We start from the raw sequence: 19,312 nt of genomic DNA, 5'->3' as shown, positions 1-19,312 counted from the left end.
CGCTCAAGTCGCTGTGGCCCCCGCCGACAGCCTGCTGACAGGAGAACAACTATCATGCTGCCACCTATGCTGCCCGTCAGCGTTATACCGGTTACGTCGCAACTCGACCCGGTCCGTCAGAAACCAGATATTCCGCCCGTGGTCCCTGTTCAACCGGGCTCCAGTGAAAGCACTATCGACTTGAAAAAAGGCGATGCCGAGCAGTCGACCTTTCTGCTGCGCGAAGAGCAACGCCGCCAGCAGGAACAGCAGAAACGCCGGCGCGAAGCCGATGAGGATCCGGACCAGCACCTGGCGATCCCGGGCGACCTGCTCAATGCCGACAACACCGTACCGGTTGTGCCGCTGATCGAAGACGCGCCGCGCCAGGGCCTTTGGGTGGACGTCGAGGTTTAAACCCGCAGTTGCCTCAAGGCCGCTAGCAGCGACTCGATGTCGTGATCGTTGTTGAGGGGGCTGACGGAGATTCGTGCAACGCTTGCCAGGCCCCGCGCCTGCATATCCAGCGGGGTGTAGGCCACGCCGTTGGCGCCAATATTGATGTGCCTGAGTCCCAATTGTCGTTTCAGCTCGAAGGCGTCGCAGCCGGCGAGGTTGAAGGCGATCAGCCCTGATTGAAACGTGCCCAGGTCATGCAGGGAAACCCCCGGAATCTCACACAATGCTGCGCGAATTTGCGCGCTGGTTTGTGCGACGTGTTTCCATACTCGCTCAATCCCCCAGTCATTCATCTCGTGCAGCGCATTCCCCAGTCCCGCCAACAGGGCGAAGGACACTTCGCTGGTTTCAAAGCGCCGTGCGTCGTCACGCAGGTCGAAACCGGCGGCGGTCCAGGGGGCTGAAAACACATCGCGTTGGGCCGGGTTCAACTGTTGGAGAAAGTCCGGCCGCACATACAACAGCGCCGTGCCACGCGGCCCGCGCAGGTGTTTGCGGCCGGCCGACTTGAGCACATCACACTGCAACGCCTGCACATCCACCGGCACCTGGCCGACCGCTTGGCCGGCGTCGATAAAGTAGGGGATGCCATGACGCCGGGCCACTGCGCCGATGGCCTGGGCGGGGTTGATCAGGCCGCCGTTGGCCGGCAGCCAGGTGAGGTCGATCAGCTTTACGCTGGCATCGATCATCGCCTCCAGTGCCACCGGGCACACCGCGCCAGTGGCGTCGCAGGGGATGACGTCCACCCGCGCACCTGCTTGCACGGCCAATTGCATGCTCGCCAGGTTGCCGCCCCATTCGTGGCGCCCCACCAGAATGCGATCACCCGGTTGCCACGGGCCCAGGGCTTGGAATGCCATGCTCCAGGCAGTCGAACCGCTGCCGGCAAAGGCTATCGACGTGGCGGGCGCGTTGAGCAGTTGCGCGGCGGCGTGTCGAGCTTTTTCCACGAGCATGGCGCCATGTTCACCGGCTTCCATCGGACCGTCCCGGGCTTCGCGCTGGAGTTGGTCAATGATGGCGTCAAGTGTCGCCTGGCTTGGCAGCGAGGCGCCGGCAGGGTTGAAGTGCACCAGGCCCGACTGGCAGCCAGGCGTGGCCTCCCTTAATCGTTGAACATCGAGCGAGCTCACGGCTGCAGCTCGAAAATCGCGTCAACCTCTACCGCCACACCGGCTGGCAGACTGGCAACCCCCACTGCGGTGCGCACATGCCGGCCTTGTTCACCGAGGGCATTGACCAGCAGGTTCGACGCACCGTTGGCCACCGCGCCCTGGCGCTGGAAATCGGCGCTGCTCGCGATAAACACCCCCAGGCGCACAGTGCGCACCAGGCGCGACAGGTCATCGCCCAAGGCATCGCTCAATTGCGCGAGCAAGCTCAGTGCCGCCAGTTCTGCCGCCTGGACACCTTCTTCTTCACTGAGGGATTCGCCCACTCGGCCGAGGTAAGCAGGCCTTGCGTCGACCAGAGGGATTTGCCCGGAGATAAACAGCTGGTTCTGGCTGATGACATGGTTGATGTAGTTGGCAATCGGCTGGCTGGGAGCTGGCAGCGTCAGGCCAAGGGCGTGCACGCGTTGGCGCAGGGAGTTGCTCATGCTGAGTCCTCTGGTTTCAAGAGGGTTGAGCATGTTGTTCCGGGGGGGACTGCGACAAACGGATAGATCTCACTCGACGTATCGAAATAACTCACGCGTCGGCGCAGATCTCCCTTAGCCACTGGCTGAAGCATTCGACCGCTTGGTGGGCAGGGCCTTGAGGGGTGATCAGCCAATAGCCGATATCGCTGTGGTAGGGCGGCCAGTCGAAGGCTTGCACCAGGCTGCCGTCCTGGAGTCGGCGTTGGATGAGATGGTGACGACCCATCGCGATGCCCTGGCCGGCCACGGCGGCTTCGACCACGATGTTGTAGTCGTGCAGCATGACGCGCGGGTGCTGTTCAAGGCTGACTTGATAGTGCTGGGACCAATCCGTCCATTCGAACGGCCGGTGTGAGGTTGCCATCAGCAAGGGGCCGTTGCCCAGTGAGTTGGCCTTGAACGTCGGGCTGCAGACCGGTGAAATGACTTCAGCCATCAGGCGCGTGGCCTGCACGTGCGGCCAATCGCCCTTGCCGTAGCGGATGGCCAGGTCGACCTCGGCGGCGGCGACGTTGGCCAGTTGGATTGACGGCAACAGCTCCACCTGGATGTGTGGGTAGCGGTTGAGAAACCCCGCCAGGCGCGGCGCCAGCCACAGCGTGGCGAAAGACGCCAGCAGGCCGACGCGCAATACCGTGGCGCTGGGCATCTGCCGTTGGGCGCGTGTCGCGGTGGCGATGGCATCGAGGGCCGGGCGGATTTCATCGTAGTAACGCTGCCCTTCTGCGGTCAGATCGATGGCGCGGGTGCGTCGGATAAACAACGGTTTGCCCAGGTGCTGTTCGAGTTTCTGGACCTGATGGCTGAGGGCGCTTTGGGTCACTGAGAGCTCCTGGGCCGCCTTGATAAAGCTCAAGTGCCGGGCCACGGCTTCAAAAGCACGAAGGGCCAGCAGCGGGGGAAGATCCTTGTGCAGTGACACCTGAGTGCGCCTCCTGAGTTGGGCGGAAAGTACCGATTTTGGGCGACGGTCTGCGTTTTGTCGCGTGCTGATTTGCCGTCGGGCACAGGAGCCCGCATTATTGAGCCCTACTTGCCACGACGTAAGACAAACCATGAGTGATGACGACAAGCTGATCGACCTGAATGCCGAACGCGCCAAGCGCGTGCATGACCTCAATGACAAACGCCTGAATGAAGTGCGCCAGGCATTTGAACAGGCAATGCCTTTAGGCAAAGCCAAGAAAAAATCAAAGAACAAACCGAAAAAGCGTTAATACGGCCTGCGTCTGTTGATGCAGGTCAGTTATTGCCCTTCTTTACGCCCCGTTGCGGGCGACATTGATCCCCGTCAATTTTCCAATTCGCCTTCTCCAGTAACTTAGCCCTATCGCAACAGGGCAAGTGCAGGAGGCCGGTCATGTTTATCGATAATGTGGTATTCGCCGGGGTGCTGACTGTCAGCCTCATGGTGCTGTTTTTTGTAGGGTTTGGGATTTTTATCTGGAAGGACGCTAATAAGCGTAAAGAACCGTAAGTCTTTCTGGATTACATGAGCACGCAAGGCATTTTGGGCGACTTCGGTCGCCTTTTTTTTTGCCTGGTATTTAATGATGTCGGTTAATACTGATCCATAAAAAAAGGTGCGGTCCTCACAGAGGCCGCACCTTTTTTTCAGCGCCTGGCTATCAGTTGCCCAGCGCCTTGGACGCCAGCCAGAACAACCCGGCCGACAGGCCAACGGTCGCAGGCAACGTCAACACCCAAGCCATCAGGATGGTCTTGACCGTGCCACCTTGCAGGCCGCTCTTGTTCGCGACCATGGTGCCGGCCACGCCGGAAGACAGCACATGTGTCGTGGACACCGGCAGGGCAAAGATATTGGCAAAGCCAATCATGGTAGCGGTGGTGATCTGCGCTGACATGCCCTGGGCATAGGTCATGCCCTGCTTGCCGATCTTCTCACCGATGGTCAGTACCACACGCTTCCAACCCACCATGGTGCCCAGGCCCAAGGCCAATGCGACGGCGAGGATTACCCAGAACGGCGCGTACTCGGTCGTCGCGGTCAGGTCTTTGCGAAGCTTGTCGAGGTCGGACTTCTCACGCGCATCCAGGCCCGGCAGCTTGCCGACTTTCTTCGCGGTGTCGTCCAGGCAGAGCAGGTAGCGACGCACTTCGATACGCTGGTCCGAGGTCAGCGAATGGTAGTCCGAGACCCCGCTCAGCGTACTGACGAGCGCTTTGATAGTGGGCTCGGTCTGCTGCGGGTTGCACTGGAACTTGCCCGGCAGATCGTCCTTCACGCTTTTGCCCAGGGCCAGGAATTCGCCGAGGGTGGCGTTATTGCGCTGGTAGAACTGGCTCAAATGCACGGTGGCGTCGCGGGTACGCTCGATCTGGTAGGTGGTGCTGCCCAAGTCGAGTACGAACTGCGCCGGTACGATACCGATCAGCACCAGCATGATCAGGCCGATGCCTTTCTGACCATCGTTGGAGCCGTGCACGAAACTCACGGCCATGGCGGAGATCACCAGGACCAGGCGGTTCCAGAACGGCGGGTGCTTCTTGTCGTCGAGCTTGCGGCGCTGGTCCGGGGTCTTGTGCATCTTCGACAGCGGGCGCCACCATTTCAGACCGATCAGCACCAGGGCTGCGACCAGGAAGCCGGCCATCGGCGAGAACACCAGGGAGGCGCCGATATCGATAGCCTTCTGCCAGTTCACACCGTCAGCCAGGGGAATATCGTTGATCAGGGCGTTGGCCAGGCCGACACCGAGGATCGAGCCGATCAGGGTGTGGGAGCTGGAAGCAGGAATACCGAAGTACCAGGTGCCCAGGTTCCAGGTGATCGCTGCGGCCAATAACGAGAAGACCATCGCCAAACCATGGCCGGTGTTCACGTTGATCAGCAACTCCACCGGCAGCAAATGCACGATGGCGTAGGCGACACCGACACCACCGAGCAATACGCCGAGGAAGTTGAACACCCCGGAGAAGAACACGGCCAGATGCGGCGGCATGGCTTTGGTATAGATGACTGTGGCCACCGCGTTAGCGGTGTCATGAAAGCCATTGATGAACTCGAAGGCGAGGACAAAGGCCAGGGCGAGCAACAGGCTCACGAGAACCCAAGCATCCAGTCCGCTGAATAAATCGATCATGAAGGTTTTCTGACCCGGTCGTAAGGGGGCGCGATTATGCCAGAAAACCTCAGTAATCGATGCACTAGCTGCTCATCGGTAACAAACTTCATTGAAACGCCAGGGGCGAAACCGGGCGATCCCAGGGTTTTCGGGGCTTTGGCAAGTCTTTGATTTATAAAGTACAGGTCTGAAAAGACCGGGTTTTGTCACCGAATCGTCATGTCTGAAACATTTGTATGAAATTTTACTGGCGATCGTGGGATCCAGGGCCCGGGCTGCTGGCTAAGCGCTAGCAGCCCGGGCCGCGCCCCTGGCTCAATCCGAAGCACTTATGGCTCTTCGGCCTTGAGTTCCTGTTCAATCTTTTGGATTTCCTGGGTAAACGCCTGGTCGAGCAGGCTGGCTCGCTTGCGCCAGGGTTTGCGCTCAGGTTCAGGCTGGGCGGCGTAGGTGGTGACTTCCCCGCCGTAAACGTCCTTGTAACGTTGCTCCTGGCGCTCAAGTTCCGCGCGCAGTTCATCTTTCGTCACATTGTTACCTAATTGAGTTGAGTGTAATTACCCGGCAGCGTAGTGCCTGAATGTCGCCTTCGGATTGTTCAAAGTTGAACCAGTGATGCGCTCAAGTTTGAACCGCTGATACTAAAGACCGTTGGTGATAACTGTCATTCAAGGCAGGTAGTTGCGACCTTCCATGCACGGCATGTGCCTGGGCTGGCGAGCTCTGGTCCCGATAGTGAAACCGGGCTGACCTCCGCACAGCGTGCATTATAGCGGCGCATTTGAATAACACTATCGGTATAAAGTTAAAAAGCGTCAACTTTGTGTGAGCGTTTTGTTACACGCAGACGTCAGCAATTGCTGAAATTCTGGCGCCATAAAGTCAACAAGGAACTAAAGATTCAACCTTCTCATCGCAACTTTACTCTGCCAGGCGGGTGAGGGTGCGGGCACGGCTCAAATTGCGATAATCGCATGATCGTCCGATAATCGCCCAATGTTGCCGGCCCTGCCTTGTGCAGGGCGGCCGGTGCGGCTTGTAATACCCGCCCAATCCCTGCGGTTGACAATAAGAGAAAGGAACCTGAGATGAACGATCAATTGCGCAACTCCTTCGCGTCAGTGGCGCCGCCGATCGTTGCCTCGCCGGCCAAGCGGATCCAGGCGTTTACCGGTGACCCCGACTTCATGACCTCCCTGGCCCGTGGCCTGGCCGTCGTGCAGGCATTCCAGGAGCGCAAGCGCCACCTGACGATTGCCCAGATCAGTCACCGCACCGAAATCCCCCGCGCCGCTGTGCGCCGTTGCCTGCATACCCTGATCAAACTGGGCTACGCCACCACCGACGGGCGCACTTATTCACTGTTGCCCAAAGTCCTGACCCTGGGCCATGCCTACCTCTCATCCACGCCACTGGCGGTGTCGGCCCAGCCGTACCTGGACCGTATGAGTGAACAACTGCACGAAGCCTGCAACATGGCCACCCTGGAAGGCGATGACATCCTCTATATCGCCCGCTCAGCCACGACCCAGCGCCTGATTTCGGTGGACCTCTCGGTGGGCGGCCGTTTGCCGGCCTATTGCACTTCCATGGGGCGCATCCTGCTCGCGGCATTGGACGACGCTTCGCTGCAGGACTACCTCGATCACGCCGACCTGCAAACCAAGACCAGTCGCACCCTCACCACACCTGAAGCCTTGTTCGAATGCCTGCAACAAGTGCGTCAGCAGGGCTGGTGCATCGTCGACCAGGAACTGGAACAAGGCCTGCGCTCCATCGCGGTGCCGGTGTATGACGCCTCGGGCCAGGTATTGGCGGCACTCAATGTCAGCACCCATGCAGGGCGGGTCAGCCGCAGCGAGCTGGAACAGCGTTTCCTGCCGAGCATGCTCAGCGCCAGCCGTGAGCTGAGTGCGCAACTGTTTGCCTAAGCTGTTCGGTGACCGCACAGATCCCGGCTTGATCAATTGACGGTGTTTCACCCGGCTTATTATTGTGCGGCAGCGCTCTAAGGGGCGCCCCAATAATAATGACGACCCCAGGTCGTTGGCCCGCCCTCGGTGTGGAATAAAAATAATGAATCAGCCTTCTGTCGGTACCACGCTGGACGTGCAGTCCTTCATCAACACCCAGCCACTGTCACGCTATCAGTGGCGCGTGGTCATCCTGTGTTTCCTGATAGTTTTCCTCGACGGCCTCGACACTGCAGCCATGGGCTTTATTGCGCCTGCGCTGTCCCAGGACTGGGGCATCGACCGCGCCAGCCTCGGCCCGGTGATGAGTGCTGCGTTGATCGGCATGGTATTCGGCGCGCTGGGTTCCGGCCCGCTGGCCGACCGTTTTGGCCGTAAAGTGGTGCTGGTCGGTGCCGTACTGGTGTTTGGTGCGTTCAGCCTCGCCTCGGCCTACAGCAGCAATGTCGACCAGTTGCTGGTGCTGCGTTTCCTCACAGGGCTGGGCCTGGGCGCGGGTATGCCCAATGCCACCACGCTGCTGTCCGAATACACCCCCGAACGTCATAAATCGTTGCTGGTGACCAGCATGTTCTGCGGCTTCAACCTGGGCATGGCCGGTGGCGGGTTTATCTCGGCCAAGCTGATCCCGGCGTTTGGCTGGCATGCGTTGTTGATGATCGGCGGCATCCTGCCGTTGATCCTGGTGGTGGTCCTGCTGCTCTGGCTGCCGGAGTCGGCGCGTTACCTGGTGGTGCGCAACCGTGGAACCGACAAGGTGCGCAAAACCTTGTCACCCATCGAGCCCACTATCGTTGCCCAGGCCACGGCCTTCAGCGTACCCGAACAGAAAATCGTCAAGGCCCGCAATGTGTTCGCGGTGATCTTCTCCGGCACCTACAGCGCCGGCACCTTGCTGCTGTGGCTCACCTACTTCATGGGCCTGGTGATTGTGTACCTGCTGACCAGTTGGCTGCCGACGCTGATGCGTGACAGCGGCGCGAGCATGGAGCAAGCCGCGTTTATCGGTGCGTTGTTCCAGTTCGGTGGGGTACTGAGCGCCGTTGGCGTGGGTTGGGCGATGGACCGGTTCAATCCCCACAAAGTCATCGGTATTTTCTACCTGCTGGCTGGGGTGTTTGCCTGCGCGGTCGGACAGAGCCTGGGCAATATCACCGTGCTGGCGACCTTGGTGCTGATTGCCGGGATGTGCGTTAACGGTGCGCAATCGGCGATGCCGTCCCTGGCGGCGCGTTTCTACCCGACCCAAGGCCGCGCCACCGGCGTGTCGTGGATGCTCGGCATCGGCCGCTTCGGCGCGATCCTCGGCGCCTGGATGGGCGCCACCTTGCTGGGCCTGGGCTGGAACTTCGAGCAGGTGCTCACCGCCCTGGTGATCCCGGCCGCAGTCGCCACCGCGGCAGTGGTCATCAAGGGCATGGTCAGCCATGCGGATGCGACCTGAGGTTGATTGATAGCTTGCCAACAATCGGTTCGATAATCGAACGCTTAGTCGATTATCGGATTGTTTGGCCCATTTCCCCAGCTTAATCTTCAAGCACTTCGGCGCCACCTCAGCGCCTTTTTCGATAACCCGGGAGCCCAACCCCATGGCTGACATTCTCACCCTGCGTGATGCGGTCAAGCGCTTCGTGAACGACGGCGATACCGTCGCCCTCGAAGGCTTTACCCACCTGATCCCTACCGCCGCAGGCCATGAAATCATTCGTCAGGGCAAGAAAGACCTGACGCTGGTACGCATGACGCCTGACCTGATCTACGACCAGTTGATCGGCGCCGGCTGTGCACGCAAGCTGATTTTCTCCTGGGGCGGCAACCCTGGCGTGGGTTCCCTGCATCGCCTGCGTGACGCGGTCGAGAAACACTGGCCGCAGCCGCTGGAGATCGAAGAACACAGCCATGCCGACCTGGCGAATGCCTACGTCGCTGGTGCCTCAGGCCTGCCGTTCGCGGTGCTGCGTGCCTACGCCGGTTCCGACCTGCCCAAGGTCAACCCGCTGATCAAAAGTGTGACTTGCCCGTTTACCGGCGAAGTGCTGGCGGCGGTGCCGTCGGTACGCCCGGACATCACCGTGATTCACGCCCAGAAGGCCGACCGCAAGGGCAACGTGTTGCTCTGGGGCATTCTCGGTGTGCAGAAGGAAGCGGCCCTGGCGGCCAAGCGTTGCATCGTCACCGTCGAGGAAATTGTTGACGACCTGAATGCACCGATGAACAGCTGCGTATTGCCGACCTGGGCCCTGACTGCTGTCTGCCACGTACCCGGCGGCGCGCATCCTTCCTACGCCCACGGTTACAACGAGCGCGACAATCGCTTCTACCAGGCGTGGGACCCGATTGCCCGCGACCGTGGGACGTTTACCGCCTGGATTGACGAATACATCCACGGAACTGCCGACTTCAGTGAATTCCAGGCCAAACTGGCCACCGCGCAGGAGGCCAAGTAATGGCTTACTCGACCAATGAAATGATGACCGTCGCCGCCGCGCGCCGCCTCAAAAACGGCTCGGTGTGCTTTGTCGGCATCGGCCTGCCCTCGAAAGCAGCCAACCTGGCGCGCCTGACTTCGTCGCCCGACGTGGTGTTGATCTATGAGTCCGGCCCAATTGGCGCCAAGCCTTCGGTACTGCCGTTGTCCATCGGTGACGGTGAACTGGCGGAAACCGCTGACACCGTGGTGCCAACCGGTGAGATTTTTCGCTACTGGCTGCAAGGCGGGCGCATTGACGTCGGCTTTCTCGGTGCGGCTCAGGTCGACCGTTTCGGCAACATCAACACCACCGTGGTCGGTGACTATCACCAGCCCAAAGTACGCCTGCCAGGTGCCGGTGGCGCGCCGGAGATTGCCGGTTCCGCCAAGAGCGTGCTGATCATCCTCAAGCAGTCGTCCCGGTCGTTCGTGGACAAGCTGGACTTCATCACCTCCGTCGGCCACGGCGAGGGCGGCGATTCACGCAAGCGCCTGGGCCTGCCGGGCGCCGGTCCTGTCGGCATCATTACCGACCTGTGCATCATGGAGCCGGAAGAGGGCACCCATGAATTTGTGGTCACCGCGCTGCACCCTGGCGTAACTCGCGAGCAAGTGGTGGCCGCCACCGGTTGGGCGATCCGCTTTGCCGACCAGGTCAGCATCACTGCCGAACCGACGGACATCGAACTGACCGCCCTGCGTGACCTCGAAGCCCGCACGGCCGCCGCTCATGGCCAAGCACCTGGAGAAGCCTGATGCGCGACGTGTTTATCTGTGATGCCATCCGCACGCCCATCGGCCGGTTTGGCGGTGGCCTGGCCACGGTGCGTGCCGACGACCTGGCGGCGCTGCCGATCAAGGCGCTGATGGAACGCAACCCGTCGGTGGACTGGCGTGCGGTGGACGAGGTGTTCCTCGGCTGCGCCAACCAGGCCGGCGAAGACAACCGCAACGTTGCGCGCATGGCGCTGTTGCTGGCGGGCCTGCCCGAGACTATTCCCGGCGTGACCCTCAACCGGTTGTGCGCCTCGGGCATGGACGCCATCGGCACCGCGTTTCGCGCCATCGCCAGCGGCGAAATGGAGCTGACGATTGCCGGCGGCGTCGAGTCGATGTCCCGTGCACCGTTCGTGATGGGCAAGGCCGATGCGGCGTTTTCGCGCAACATGAAGCTGGAAGACACCACCATCGGCTGGCGTTTTATCAACCCGCTGATGAAGGAACAATACGGCGTGGATGCAATGCCGCAGACCGCCGATAACGTCGCCGACGATTACCAAGTGTCCCGCGCCGATCAGGACGCCTTCGCCCTGCGCAGCCAGCAACGCACGGCAGCCGCTCAGGCGGCCGGGTTCTTTGCCGAAGAAATCGTGCCAGTGCGGGTCGCCCATAAAAAAGGCGAAACCGTGGTGGCGCACGATGAGCATCCACGGGACACCACCCTCGAAGCCCTGACCAAGCTCAAGCCGGTCAACGGCCCTGACAAAACTGTCACCGCTGGTAATGCTTCGGGTGTGAATGATGGCGCCGCCGCGCTGATCCTGGCGTCCGCCGAAGCGGTCAAGAAACACGGCCTCACCGCCCGTGCCCGCGTGTTGGGCATGGCCAGCGCCGGTGTCGCCCCGCGTGTGATGGGCATCGGCCCGGTGCCGGCGGTGCGCAAACTGGTGGAGCGCCTGGGGTTGGCGGTCACCGATTTTGACGTGATCGAACTCAACGAAGCCTTCGCCAGCCAAGGCCTGGCGGTGCTGCGTGAATTGGGGATCGCCGACGACGCGCCCCAGGTCAATCCGAACGGTGGCGCCATCGCCCTTGGGCATCCGCTGGGCATGAGCGGTGCACGGTTGGTCCTGACAGCCCTGCATCAGTTGGAAAAAACCGGTGGCCGTAAAGGCCTGGCGACCATGTGTGTCGGCGTCGGCCAAGGCTTGGCCCTGGCGATTGAACGCATCTAATAAGAGAGGACTGCTCCATGAGTGACAAGCCCGGTTACCGGCGCCCGCAAGCGGGCACTCAACCTGATTACCTGCACCCGGCCTACCAGTCGACGAACCTGCGTTCGCCGTCCCAGCCGCTGGTGTTCCTGCCCCATTCCTTGTCGGAAATCACCGGCCCGACCATCGGTGCCGAGCGGATCAACGAGAAGGACAACGACCTCACCGCGCAGCATGAAGGCGAACCACAGGGCGAGCGCATCATCATTCATGGCCGCGTGCTGGACGAAAACGGTTTGCCGGTGCCGGGCATCCTCGTGGAGATCTGGCAGGCCAACGCCGCCGGTCGCTACAACCACAAGCGCGATGTGCACGACGCGCCGCTGGACCCGAATTTCACCGGCACCGGCCGCACCGTCACCGACGCCGATGGCTGGTACCAGTTCCAGACCATCAAGCCCGGCGCCTACCCGTGGGGCAACCATCACAATGCATGGCGCCCGGCGCATATCCACTTTTCGCTGTTTGGCCCGAGTGTGCTGACGCGGTTGGTCACGCAGATGTATTTCCCCGGCGACCCGTTGCTGGAATACGACCCGATCTACAACTGCGTGCCGGACACTTCGGCCAAGCAGCGCTTGATCGCCAGCTTCGACCTGGAAAAAACCATTCCTTCCTATGCCCTCGGCTACCGCTGGGACATCGTCCTGCGCGGCCGCGACGCCACGCCGATGGAGAAATGAGATGAGCCTTTACGCAACCACGTCCCACACCGTCGGGCCGTATTACCACATCGGCCTGACCTGGCTGAACCGCGAAGACCTGACCGTCGCCGCCACCCTTGGCGAGCGCGTGGCGATCAGCGGGCAAGTGGTGGATGGCAACGGTGATGTGGTCAACGACGCCATGCTCGAGGTCTGGCAGGCCAATGCCGCCGGCAAGTACGACCATCCGGAAGATGAGCAGGACAAGGCCGTCGACCCTAACTTTGAAGGGTTTGGCCGGGTGCCGGTGGACGCCGAAGGGCGCTTCCGGTTTACCACCATCAAGCCGGGGGCTGTTCCGGGCCTGAAAGGCACGACCCAGGCGCCGCATTTGGTGGTGCTGGTGTTTGCGCGAGGCTTGGTGAAGCACTTGCTGACGCGAATTTATTTTGACGGTGAGGTGCTCAATGGCGATGACGCGCTGCTGGCATGTGTGCCGGCCGAGCGGCGTAGCACCTTGATTGCCAGGCAGGATGAGCAGGGTGTGTATCAGTGGAATGTGATTTTGCAGGGGACGGATAAGGAGACGGTGTTTTTTGATTATTGAGTAAGGCTTGGGGGCCTCTTCGGGGGCAAGCCCCCTCCCACAGTTGATCGAGTTGTCTGAGCCTTACTCGGTTAAGTGTGGGAGGGGGCTTGCCCCCGATAGGGCCCTCAGGCAACCCATTATCCAAATGTCTGCTTGCGGAACATGGTTGTTGCAAAGTATGTCTAGGCTATAACCGTTCCCACTGAGTGAAAAATCATGACAACCACCACCAGTCACTACACCGGAGAAGAACGCAGCAAACGGATCTTCGCGATTGTCGGTGCCTCCTCCGGCAACCTGGTCGAATGGTTCGACTTCTACGTCTACGCCTTCTGCGCCATTTACTTCGCCCCGGCGTTTTTCCCCTCGGACGACCCCACGGTCCAACTGCTCAACACCGCCGGCGTATTCGCCGCCGGGTTCCTGATGCGCCCCATCGGCGGCTGGCTGTTTGGCCGGGTGGCCGATAAACACGGTCGCAAAAATTCGATGATGATTTCGGTGCTGATGATGTGTGCCGGCTCGCTGGTCATCGCCTTCCTGCCCACCTACAAAGACATCGGCGCCTGGGCCCCGGCGTTGCTGCTGGTGGCGCGGTTGTTCCAGGGGTTGTCGGTGGGTGGCGAGTACGGCACCACCGCAACCTATATGAGTGAAGTCGCCCTCAAAGGGCAGCGCGGTTTCTTCGCCTCGTTCCAATACGTCACCCTGATCGGCGGGCAACTGCTGGCGGTGTTGGTGGTGGTGATCCTGCAACAGATCCTCACCGAAGAAGAATTGCGCGCCTGGGGCTGGCGGATTCCGTTCGTGATCGGCGCGATTGCGGCGGTGATTTCGCTGTTGCTGCGTCGCACCCTCAAGGAAACCAGCAGCAAGGAAATGCGCCAGGACAAGGACGCCGGCAGCATCGCTGCGCTGTTTCGCAACCATAAAGCGGCGTTTATCACCGTGCTCGGCTACACCGCCGGCGGCTCGCTGATTTTCTACACGTTCACCACCTACATGCAGAAGTACCTGGTGAACACCGCCGGGATGCACGCCAAGACCGCCAGCTACATCATGACCGGCGCGCTGTTCGTGTACATGTGCATGCAGCCGCTGTTCGGCATGCTCTCGGACAAGATCGGTCGACGCAACTCGATGCTCTGGTTTGGCGCCCTCGGTACCCTGTGCACCGTGCCGATCCTTTTGACCCTGAAAACCGTGACCAGCCCGTTCCTGGCGTTTGTGCTGATTTCCCTGGCGTTGGCTATCGTGAGCTTCTACACCTCGATCAGCGGCCTGGTGAAAGCAGAAATGTTCCCGCCCCATGTGCGTGCCTTGGGCGTAGGCCTGGCCTATGCGGTGGCCAATGCGATCTTCGGCGGCTCGGCGGAATACGTGGCCTTGGGTCTGAAATCCATGGGCATGGAAAACACCTTTTATTGGTACGTCACCGGCATGATGGCCGTGGCTTTCCTGTTCAGCTTGCGTCTGCCGAAACAGGCGGAGTACTTGCACCACGATTTGTAAGGAACGCGTTATGACACTGCGCACCAGCAATCAGCTGTTCGACGCTTACTTCACAGCTGACAGCATGGCCGAGGTGTTCTGCGACCAGGGGCGCTTGCAGGGCATGTTGGATTTTGAGGCAGGTTTGGCCCGCGCCGAGGCGCGGGTCGGGTTGATTCCCCAGGCCGCCGTTGCACCGATTGCCCAGGCATGCCTGGCGTCGTTGTACGACGTGGACGCGCTTGGCGTGGCGATTGCCACCGCAGGCAATTCGGCGATTCCGTTGGTCAAGGCGCTGGGTAAGTTGATCGCCAGCGAAGATGCCGGGGCCGAACGCTACGTGCATCTGGGCGCGACCAGCCAGGATGTGATGGACACCGGGCTGGTGCTGCAATTGCGGCGCGCACTGGTGTTGATCGAAACCGACCTTGCTCGCTTGGGGGATGTACTCGCCGCCCAGGCCCAGCGTTATGCGACCACACCGATGGCCGGGCGTACCTGGCTGCAGCACGCAACGCCCGTGACGTTGGGCATGAAAATCGCCGGTTGGCTGGGCGCCGTGACGCGCAGTCGTCAACGTCTTACCGAGCTGAAACCGCGCCTGTTGGTGCTGCAATTCGGCGGCGCCTCCGGCACCTTGGCCGCACTCGGTGAGCAGGCGATGCCGGTGGCCGAGGCGTTGGCGGCTGAGCTGCAACTGAGCTTGCCCGAACAGCCCTGGCACACTCAGCGTGATCGCCTGGTGGAGTTCGCCAGCGTGCTGGGGTTGATCGCCGGCAGCCTCGGCAAGCTGGGCCGCGACATCAGCCTGTTGATGCAGACCGAAGCGGCGGAAGTGTTCGAACCGTCGGCGCCGGGCAAGGGTGGCTCGTCGACTATGCCGCACAAACGCAATCCAGTCGGCGCTGCGGTGCTGATCAGTACGGCCACCCGCGTGCCTGGGTTGGTCGCGACGATGTTCAGCGCGATGCCCCAGGAGCATGAGCGCAGCCTGGGCTTGTGGCATGCCGAATGGGAAACCTTGCCGGAGATCTGCCGGTTGGTCTCCGGTGCCTTGCAACAGGCGCTGCAGGTGAGCGAGGGGTTGGAAGTCGACCCCGAGCGCATGAAGCAGAACCTCGATCTGACCCAGGGCCTGGTCCTGGCCGAAGCAGTCAGCATCGTGCTTGCCCAGCGCCTGGGCCGCGAAACCGCACACCATTTGCTGGAGCAGTGCTGCAAGCGAGCAGTCGCCGAAGGGCGCCATCTACGCGCCGTATTGGCCGACGAACCGCAGGTCAGCGCCGAGCTGTCTGCACCCGAACTCGACCGCCTGCTCGACCCGGCCCACTATCTGGGCCAGGCGCACACTTGGGTCACCCGTGCTGTCACCGAACATTTTGAACTGACTGCCTGAGGAGGCCACCATGCCATTTGCACAACTTGCCGAGGGCGACCTGCATTACCAACTCGATGGCCCCGTGGACGCGCCAGTATTGGTGCTGTCCAACTCGTTGGGCACTGACCTGCATATGTGGGACATCCAGATTTCGGCCTTCACCGAGCATTTTCGCGTGTTGCGTTTCGATACCCGTGGCCATGGCAAATCCCTGGTTACCAAGGGCCCCTACAGCATCGAACAGCTCGGCCGTGATGTGCTGGCGCTGTTGGACGCACTGGATATTCAACGCGCGCATTTTTGCGGCCTGTCCATGGGCGGCCTGATTGGCCAATGGCTGGGCATCAACGCCGGTGAGCGTTTGCAGAGCCTGGTGGTGTGCAACACCGCGGCCAAGATCGGCACGCCGGAGATCTGGAACCCGCGCATCGAGATGGTGTTGCGCGACGGTGCAGCGGCGATGGTGGCCTTGCGTGATGCCTCCATTGCGCGCTGGTTCACCGCTGACTTCGCAGCGGCCAACCCGCACCAGGCCCAGCAGATCACCGACATGCTCGCGTCCACTTCGCCCGAGGGTTATGCGGCCAACTGCGGCGCCGTGCGGGATGCGGATTTCCGTGAGCAACTGCGCACGATCAAAGTGCCGACCCTGGTGATTGCCGGCACCGAAGATGCCGTCACACCGCCAGAGGGTGGCCGCTTTATTCAGACCCATGTGAGGGGTGCCGAGTACGCTGAGTTCTATGCGGCGCACCTGTCCAACGTTCAGGCCGGTGCTGCATTCAGCGACCGTGTAATTGAATTTTTGCTGGCCCGTTGAGGAGCTTTTTGTGGAAGAGAAACAACGTTACACCGAGGGGCTGCAAGTACGCCGCGACGTGCTGGGCGACGCGCATGTCGACCGTAGCCTCAATGCCCTGACCGAGTTCAATAGCGAATTCCAGGAAATGATCACCCGCCACGCCTGGGGTGACATCTGGACCCGCCCGGGCCTGCCTCGGCACACCCGCAGCCTGATCACCATTGCCATGCTGATCGGCATGAACCGCGCCGAAGAGCTCAAGCTGCACCTGCGCGCCGCTGCCAGCAATGGCGTGACCCGTGCCGAGATCAAGGAAGTGCTGATGCAGAGCGCGATCTACTGCGGGATCCCGGCGGCGAATGCCACCTTCCACCTGGCTGAATCCGTGTGGGATGAGCTGGGCGTTGAGTCCCGCCAACCCGACTAGATTTGAACTGCGCTCAAAATGTGGGAGGGGACTCCCACCTGTTTGATTTCACAAGGCTTCAAGTTTCAGTGGGAATCAGCATCCCACACCCAGTTCCATACCCCCGGCAGGTGCACGGCTTCGCTCACATCCTTGACCGTCCGCGCCAGCGCCGCACGCTGCAGTGCATCATGGTCGGTATAGAACGGCTCGGCGGCGGTCTTCATGCCGGTGACCTGGGCACTGTCCAGCAGGATCTGCAAATATTCCTGCATATGCCGCGCGGTGTAGCGGTTGATGTCGTGGAAGGTCACCACCACCGGTATCACCCCATCCACCGTTGGCAACTCGCCCAATGCAATGCGCTCGCGCACCACCGATAGTTGCCGATACAGGTTGGCGCGGCGGCGTGGGCTGCCGTTGAAGCCCCAGATTTTGCCGTCATTGGCGCTCAAGTCCGTCAGCAGCACGTGCAGGCCATGGCGCTGGTAGGCGGCGAAGGTGCGGCGGTCGTAGTTCCAGAACGGCGGGCGCACCAGCACCGGTGGCGCGCCGGTGATCGCGGCGATATCGGCAGAACCCTGGGCGAGGGTGCTTTCCAGTTCGGCGTTGTTCAGCCAGCGATGGTTGGTATGAAACGCCGTGGCTGTGTGGAAGGCCAGGATATGCCCGCCCGCGTACTCACGTTCCATGGTCTTGCGACCCCGTGAACTGCCGCCGGAACGGGCCGCCTCGGTCTGCAAAAAGAACACCGCCTTGATCCCCGGCAACACCGGGTTGTGCGCCAGGTCGGCCACCACCGAACGGCTCGGGTTGTTGTAGCCCGAGGCACTGGGACCGTCATCGAAGGTCAGCAGGAAACGGATCGGCGCCTGGCTTTGCAGGCGCTGCTCAGTCTGGGGCGTCAGGGCGACGGGCGCGCCGATGCAGCCACTGAGGCTCACGGCCAGGGCCAGCACGGCCGATGCGATGGCGAAGGATTTCATGGTGTATGCGGGCTCGAAAAAGAGGCCGCTGCTGGGCGGATCAGCAGCGGCAGGCGCGCACCATACAGCAAGTGCGACGCTGGATTACAGCAGACTTATCGGGTAACTGACGATCAACCGGTTTTCGTCAAACTCGTTGTTGCTGTAGTCGCGGCGCATGCTGGAGTTGCGCCAGCGCATCGTCAGGTTTTTCAGGCTGCCGCTTTGCACGGTGTAGCCCAATTCGCTTTCGCGACCCCATTCCTTGCCATCAGTGATGGTGCCGGTGTGCACGTTGCTGCCGCTGATATAGCGGTTCATCAAGGTCAGGCCCGGCACACCGAGGGCGGCGAAGTTGTAGTCGTGGCGCAGTTGCCAGGATCTTTCCTGGGCGTTGTCGTAGCTGGAGTTATAGCTGTCGTTGGCCAGGGTGCCGCCGCTGGTGCCGTTGACGCGCATCCAGGCGTTGTTGCCGGTGAGTTTTTGCAGGCCGACATAGAAGGTGTTGCCGCCGTACTTGGCAGAGAGCAGGCCGGACCAGGTCTTGTTGTCCAACTCGCCAGCGCGGGCACTGCCGTCGTCCTTGCCGTAGAAGAACCCGAGGTTGGCGCCCAGGGTCCAGTCACCGAGGGGCTGGCTGTGGGTCAGGTTGACGTATTGTTGGCTGTAGATGTCCTTGAGCTGGGCATTCCACAGGCCGACCTGGGTGCGTTTGTCGTTGAACGCGTATTCGCCGCCCTGGAAGTTGAAGCGGTCAGAGGTGAAGGCGGCTTTGCCGGTCATCGACAGGTCGGTCATGCTGCTGTCGTCACGCGGGCTGTTGGCGCGGAATTGGCCGCCGTAGAGGGTCAGTCCGTCGATTTCCCTGGACGTGATCTGCCCGCCGCGCAGGGTTTGCGGCAGGGAACGGCCGTCGTCCGAGCGCAGGATCGGCAGCACCGGCATCCACTCGCCGACCTTGACTTCGGTCTTCGAAATACGGGCCTTGAACGCTACACCGAGGCGCCCGAACTCATCCGCCGGCCGGCCGTCGCGATCCAGCGGCAACAGCTGTGTGCCACCGGTGCCGCGCCCGCCATCGAGCTTCAACGAATACAGCCCCAGCACATCCACACCGAACCCAACCGTGCCCTGGGTAAAGCCGGACTTGGCGTCAAGAATGAAACTCTGCGTCCACTCCTGCGCGCCGCCCTGGGTCTTGGTCGGGTTGGTGAAATTGCGGTTGATAAAAAAATTGCGCAAGTTGAGGTTGGCGCTGGCGTCTTCCAGGAAGCCGTGCTCTTCGGCGACGACGGGAATTGCCAGGCTGGCGACAGCGGTGGCCAGCAAGAGCTGGCAGGGACGGAACGTGCTCATGGCGTTGGACCTGTTGTTATTGGGGTTATGCAGGTGGCGGCCATGGTGCGGGGCGGTACGGGGGCGATGAAAGTG

General features: G+C 61.4%; 21 protein-coding genes. 14 read left to right on the top strand and 7 right to left on the bottom strand.

The window, feature by feature from the left end; genetic code table 11:
• The first annotated feature begins 54 nt into the window (after positions 1–54).
• Positions 55–396 (top strand): aspartate-semialdehyde dehydrogenase, encoded by a 342-nt coding sequence (locus tag AOA60_RS04085; RefSeq protein ID WP_099583300.1) that lies wholly within the window; start codon positions 55–57, stop codon positions 394–396.
• Here AOA60_RS04085 and AOA60_RS04080 read toward each other — a convergent pair.
• The 3 genes from AOA60_RS04080 to AOA60_RS04070 form a co-directional block, all read right to left on the bottom strand.
• The gene (locus tag AOA60_RS04080; RefSeq protein WP_099583299.1) at positions 393–1,574 is read right to left on the bottom strand and encodes an aminotransferase class V-fold PLP-dependent enzyme; all 1,182 of its coding nucleotides are present in this window, start codon (positions 1,572–1,574) and stop codon (positions 393–395) included. The genes AOA60_RS04085 and AOA60_RS04080 overlap by 4 nt on opposite strands.
• A complete protein-coding gene (locus tag AOA60_RS04075; RefSeq protein WP_099583298.1) occupies positions 1,571–2,041 on the bottom strand; it encodes a RidA family protein in 471 nt (156 codons plus the stop codon). Before AOA60_RS04075 ends, AOA60_RS04080 begins: the two co-directional genes overlap by 4 nt.
• A 91-nt stretch (positions 2,042–2,132) precedes the next feature.
• The gene (locus tag AOA60_RS04070; protein WP_099583297.1) at positions 2,133–3,005 is read right to left on the bottom strand and encodes a LysR substrate-binding domain-containing protein; all 873 of its coding nucleotides are present in this window, start codon (positions 3,003–3,005) and stop codon (positions 2,133–2,135) included.
• A gap of 133 nt (positions 3,006–3,138) precedes the next feature.
• Between AOA60_RS04070 and AOA60_RS33005 the strand changes: the two genes are divergently transcribed.
• Positions 3,139–3,300 (top strand): hypothetical protein, encoded by a 162-nt coding sequence (locus AOA60_RS33005; RefSeq protein ID WP_090408332.1) that lies wholly within the window; start codon positions 3,139–3,141, stop codon positions 3,298–3,300.
• Between the two features lie 143 nt (positions 3,301–3,443).
• Entirely contained in the window at positions 3,444–3,560 is a 117-nt protein-coding gene (gene ccoM, locus AOA60_RS34155) for a cytochrome c oxidase subunit CcoM (protein ID WP_276145525.1), read from the top strand.
• A 151-nt stretch (positions 3,561–3,711) separates the two neighbouring features.
• Here ccoM and AOA60_RS04060 read toward each other — a convergent pair whose 3' ends face one another.
• Both AOA60_RS04060 and AOA60_RS04055 read right to left on the bottom strand, forming a co-directional pair.
• Complete coding sequence (locus AOA60_RS04060; protein WP_099583296.1) at positions 3,712–5,187, bottom strand: inorganic phosphate transporter; 1,476 nt, start codon at positions 5,185–5,187, stop codon at positions 3,712–3,714.
• A 311-nt stretch (positions 5,188–5,498) separates the two neighbouring features.
• Positions 5,499–5,699, bottom strand: coding sequence for a hypothetical protein (locus tag AOA60_RS04055; RefSeq protein WP_099583295.1), 201 nt, complete (start codon positions 5,697–5,699; stop codon positions 5,499–5,501).
• Positions 5,700–6,257: 558 nt separating this feature from the next.
• Here AOA60_RS04055 and pcaR point away from each other — a divergent pair.
• The 11 genes from pcaR to pcaC all read left to right on the top strand — a co-directional run bounded on the left by pcaR (position 6,258) and on the right by pcaC (position 16,937).
• The gene (gene pcaR, locus AOA60_RS04050; protein ID WP_025855315.1) at positions 6,258–7,100 is read left to right on the top strand and encodes a pca regulon transcriptional regulator PcaR; all 843 of its coding nucleotides are present in this window, start codon (positions 6,258–6,260) and stop codon (positions 7,098–7,100) included.
• A 145-nt stretch (positions 7,101–7,245) separates the two neighbouring features.
• Positions 7,246–8,586: an MFS transporter gene (locus tag AOA60_RS04045; RefSeq protein WP_099583294.1), complete on the top strand. Its 1,341-nt coding sequence runs from the start codon at positions 7,246–7,248 to the stop codon at positions 8,584–8,586.
• 145 nt (positions 8,587–8,731) lie between these two features.
• On the top strand, positions 8,732–9,589 hold the full coding sequence (locus tag AOA60_RS04040) for a CoA transferase subunit A (RefSeq protein WP_099583293.1): 858 nt from the start codon (positions 8,732–8,734) through the stop codon (positions 9,587–9,589).
• Positions 9,589–10,368: a CoA-transferase subunit beta gene (locus tag AOA60_RS04035; RefSeq protein WP_099583292.1), complete on the top strand. Its 780-nt coding sequence runs from the start codon at positions 9,589–9,591 to the stop codon at positions 10,366–10,368. Before AOA60_RS04040 ends, AOA60_RS04035 begins: the two co-directional genes overlap by 1 nt.
• Positions 10,365–11,567 (top strand): 3-oxoadipyl-CoA thiolase, encoded by a 1,203-nt coding sequence (gene pcaF / locus AOA60_RS04030; protein ID WP_177411606.1) that lies wholly within the window; start codon positions 10,365–10,367, stop codon positions 11,565–11,567. The genes AOA60_RS04035 and pcaF overlap by 4 nt, the downstream gene beginning before the upstream one ends.
• Before the next feature lie 17 nt (positions 11,568–11,584).
• A complete protein-coding gene (gene pcaH / locus AOA60_RS04025; protein WP_099583290.1) occupies positions 11,585–12,289 on the top strand; it encodes a protocatechuate 3,4-dioxygenase subunit beta in 705 nt (234 codons plus the stop codon).
• Position 12,290: 1 nt separating this feature from the next.
• Entirely contained in the window at positions 12,291–12,857 is a 567-nt protein-coding gene (gene pcaG / locus AOA60_RS04020) for a protocatechuate 3,4-dioxygenase subunit alpha (RefSeq protein WP_099583289.1), read from the top strand.
• A gap of 198 nt (positions 12,858–13,055) precedes the next feature.
• Entirely contained in the window at positions 13,056–14,351 is a 1,296-nt protein-coding gene (locus AOA60_RS04015) for an MFS family transporter (protein WP_099583288.1), read from the top strand.
• 10 nt (positions 14,352–14,361) lie between these two features.
• The gene (locus AOA60_RS04010) at positions 14,362–15,726 is read left to right on the top strand and encodes a 3-carboxy-cis,cis-muconate cycloisomerase (protein ID WP_099583287.1); all 1,365 of its coding nucleotides are present in this window, start codon (positions 14,362–14,364) and stop codon (positions 15,724–15,726) included.
• A gap of 10 nt (positions 15,727–15,736) precedes the next feature.
• Complete coding sequence (gene pcaD, locus AOA60_RS04005; protein WP_099583286.1) at positions 15,737–16,528, top strand: 3-oxoadipate enol-lactonase; 792 nt, start codon at positions 15,737–15,739, stop codon at positions 16,526–16,528.
• Between the two features lie 10 nt (positions 16,529–16,538).
• Entirely contained in the window at positions 16,539–16,937 is a 399-nt protein-coding gene (pcaC, locus tag AOA60_RS04000) for a 4-carboxymuconolactone decarboxylase (protein ID WP_099583285.1), read from the top strand.
• A 65-nt stretch (positions 16,938–17,002) separates the two neighbouring features.
• On the opposite strand, the gene AOA60_RS03995 is transcribed toward pcaC, so the two are convergent.
• On the bottom strand, positions 17,003–17,902 hold the full coding sequence (locus AOA60_RS03995) for a polysaccharide deacetylase family protein (protein ID WP_099583284.1): 900 nt from the start codon (positions 17,900–17,902) through the stop codon (positions 17,003–17,005).
• A gap of 84 nt (positions 17,903–17,986) precedes the next feature.
• The gene (locus tag AOA60_RS03990; protein WP_099583538.1) at positions 17,987–19,237 is read right to left on the bottom strand and encodes an OprD family porin; all 1,251 of its coding nucleotides are present in this window, start codon (positions 19,235–19,237) and stop codon (positions 17,987–17,989) included.
• Positions 19,238–19,312: the final 75 nt, after the last annotated feature.

Source organism: Pseudomonas sp. 2822-17 (genome assembly GCF_002742485.1).
Taxonomy (GTDB): Bacteria; Pseudomonadota; Gammaproteobacteria; order Pseudomonadales; family Pseudomonadaceae; genus Aquipseudomonas; species Aquipseudomonas cyclaminis.
Note: the sequence above shows the minus strand (reverse complement) of the source record. Positions and strands in the feature narration are given on the sequence as shown.

Coding starts and splice junctions, on each gene's coding strand:
- AOA60_RS03995 (WP_099583284.1), bottom strand. CDS start 17,902: ATGAAATCCTTCGCCATCGCATCGGCCGTGCTGGCCCTGGCCGTGAGC.
- pcaH (WP_099583290.1), top strand. CDS start 11,585: ATGAGTGACAAGCCCGGTTACCGGCGCCCGCAAGCGGGCACTCAACCT.
- AOA60_RS04085 (WP_099583300.1), top strand. CDS start 55: ATGCTGCCACCTATGCTGCCCGTCAGCGTTATACCGGTTACGTCGCAA.
- ccoM (WP_276145525.1), top strand. CDS start 3,444: ATGTTTATCGATAATGTGGTATTCGCCGGGGTGCTGACTGTCAGCCTC.
- pcaR (WP_025855315.1), top strand. CDS start 6,258: ATGAACGATCAATTGCGCAACTCCTTCGCGTCAGTGGCGCCGCCGATC.
- AOA60_RS04075 (WP_099583298.1), bottom strand. CDS start 2,041: ATGAGCAACTCCCTGCGCCAACGCGTGCACGCCCTTGGCCTGACGCTG.
- AOA60_RS04015 (WP_099583288.1), top strand. CDS start 13,056: ATGACAACCACCACCAGTCACTACACCGGAGAAGAACGCAGCAAACGG.
- pcaD (WP_099583286.1), top strand. CDS start 15,737: ATGCCATTTGCACAACTTGCCGAGGGCGACCTGCATTACCAACTCGAT.
- AOA60_RS04010 (WP_099583287.1), top strand. CDS start 14,362: ATGACACTGCGCACCAGCAATCAGCTGTTCGACGCTTACTTCACAGCT.
- AOA60_RS04060 (WP_099583296.1), bottom strand. CDS start 5,187: ATGATCGATTTATTCAGCGGACTGGATGCTTGGGTTCTCGTGAGCCTG.
- AOA60_RS04035 (WP_099583292.1), top strand. CDS start 9,589: ATGGCTTACTCGACCAATGAAATGATGACCGTCGCCGCCGCGCGCCGC.
- pcaG (WP_099583289.1), top strand. CDS start 12,291: ATGAGCCTTTACGCAACCACGTCCCACACCGTCGGGCCGTATTACCAC.
- AOA60_RS03990 (WP_099583538.1), bottom strand. CDS start 19,237: ATGAGCACGTTCCGTCCCTGCCAGCTCTTGCTGGCCACCGCTGTCGCC.
- AOA60_RS33005 (WP_090408332.1), top strand. CDS start 3,139: ATGAGTGATGACGACAAGCTGATCGACCTGAATGCCGAACGCGCCAAG.
- AOA60_RS04045 (WP_099583294.1), top strand. CDS start 7,246: ATGAATCAGCCTTCTGTCGGTACCACGCTGGACGTGCAGTCCTTCATC.
- AOA60_RS04040 (WP_099583293.1), top strand. CDS start 8,732: ATGGCTGACATTCTCACCCTGCGTGATGCGGTCAAGCGCTTCGTGAAC.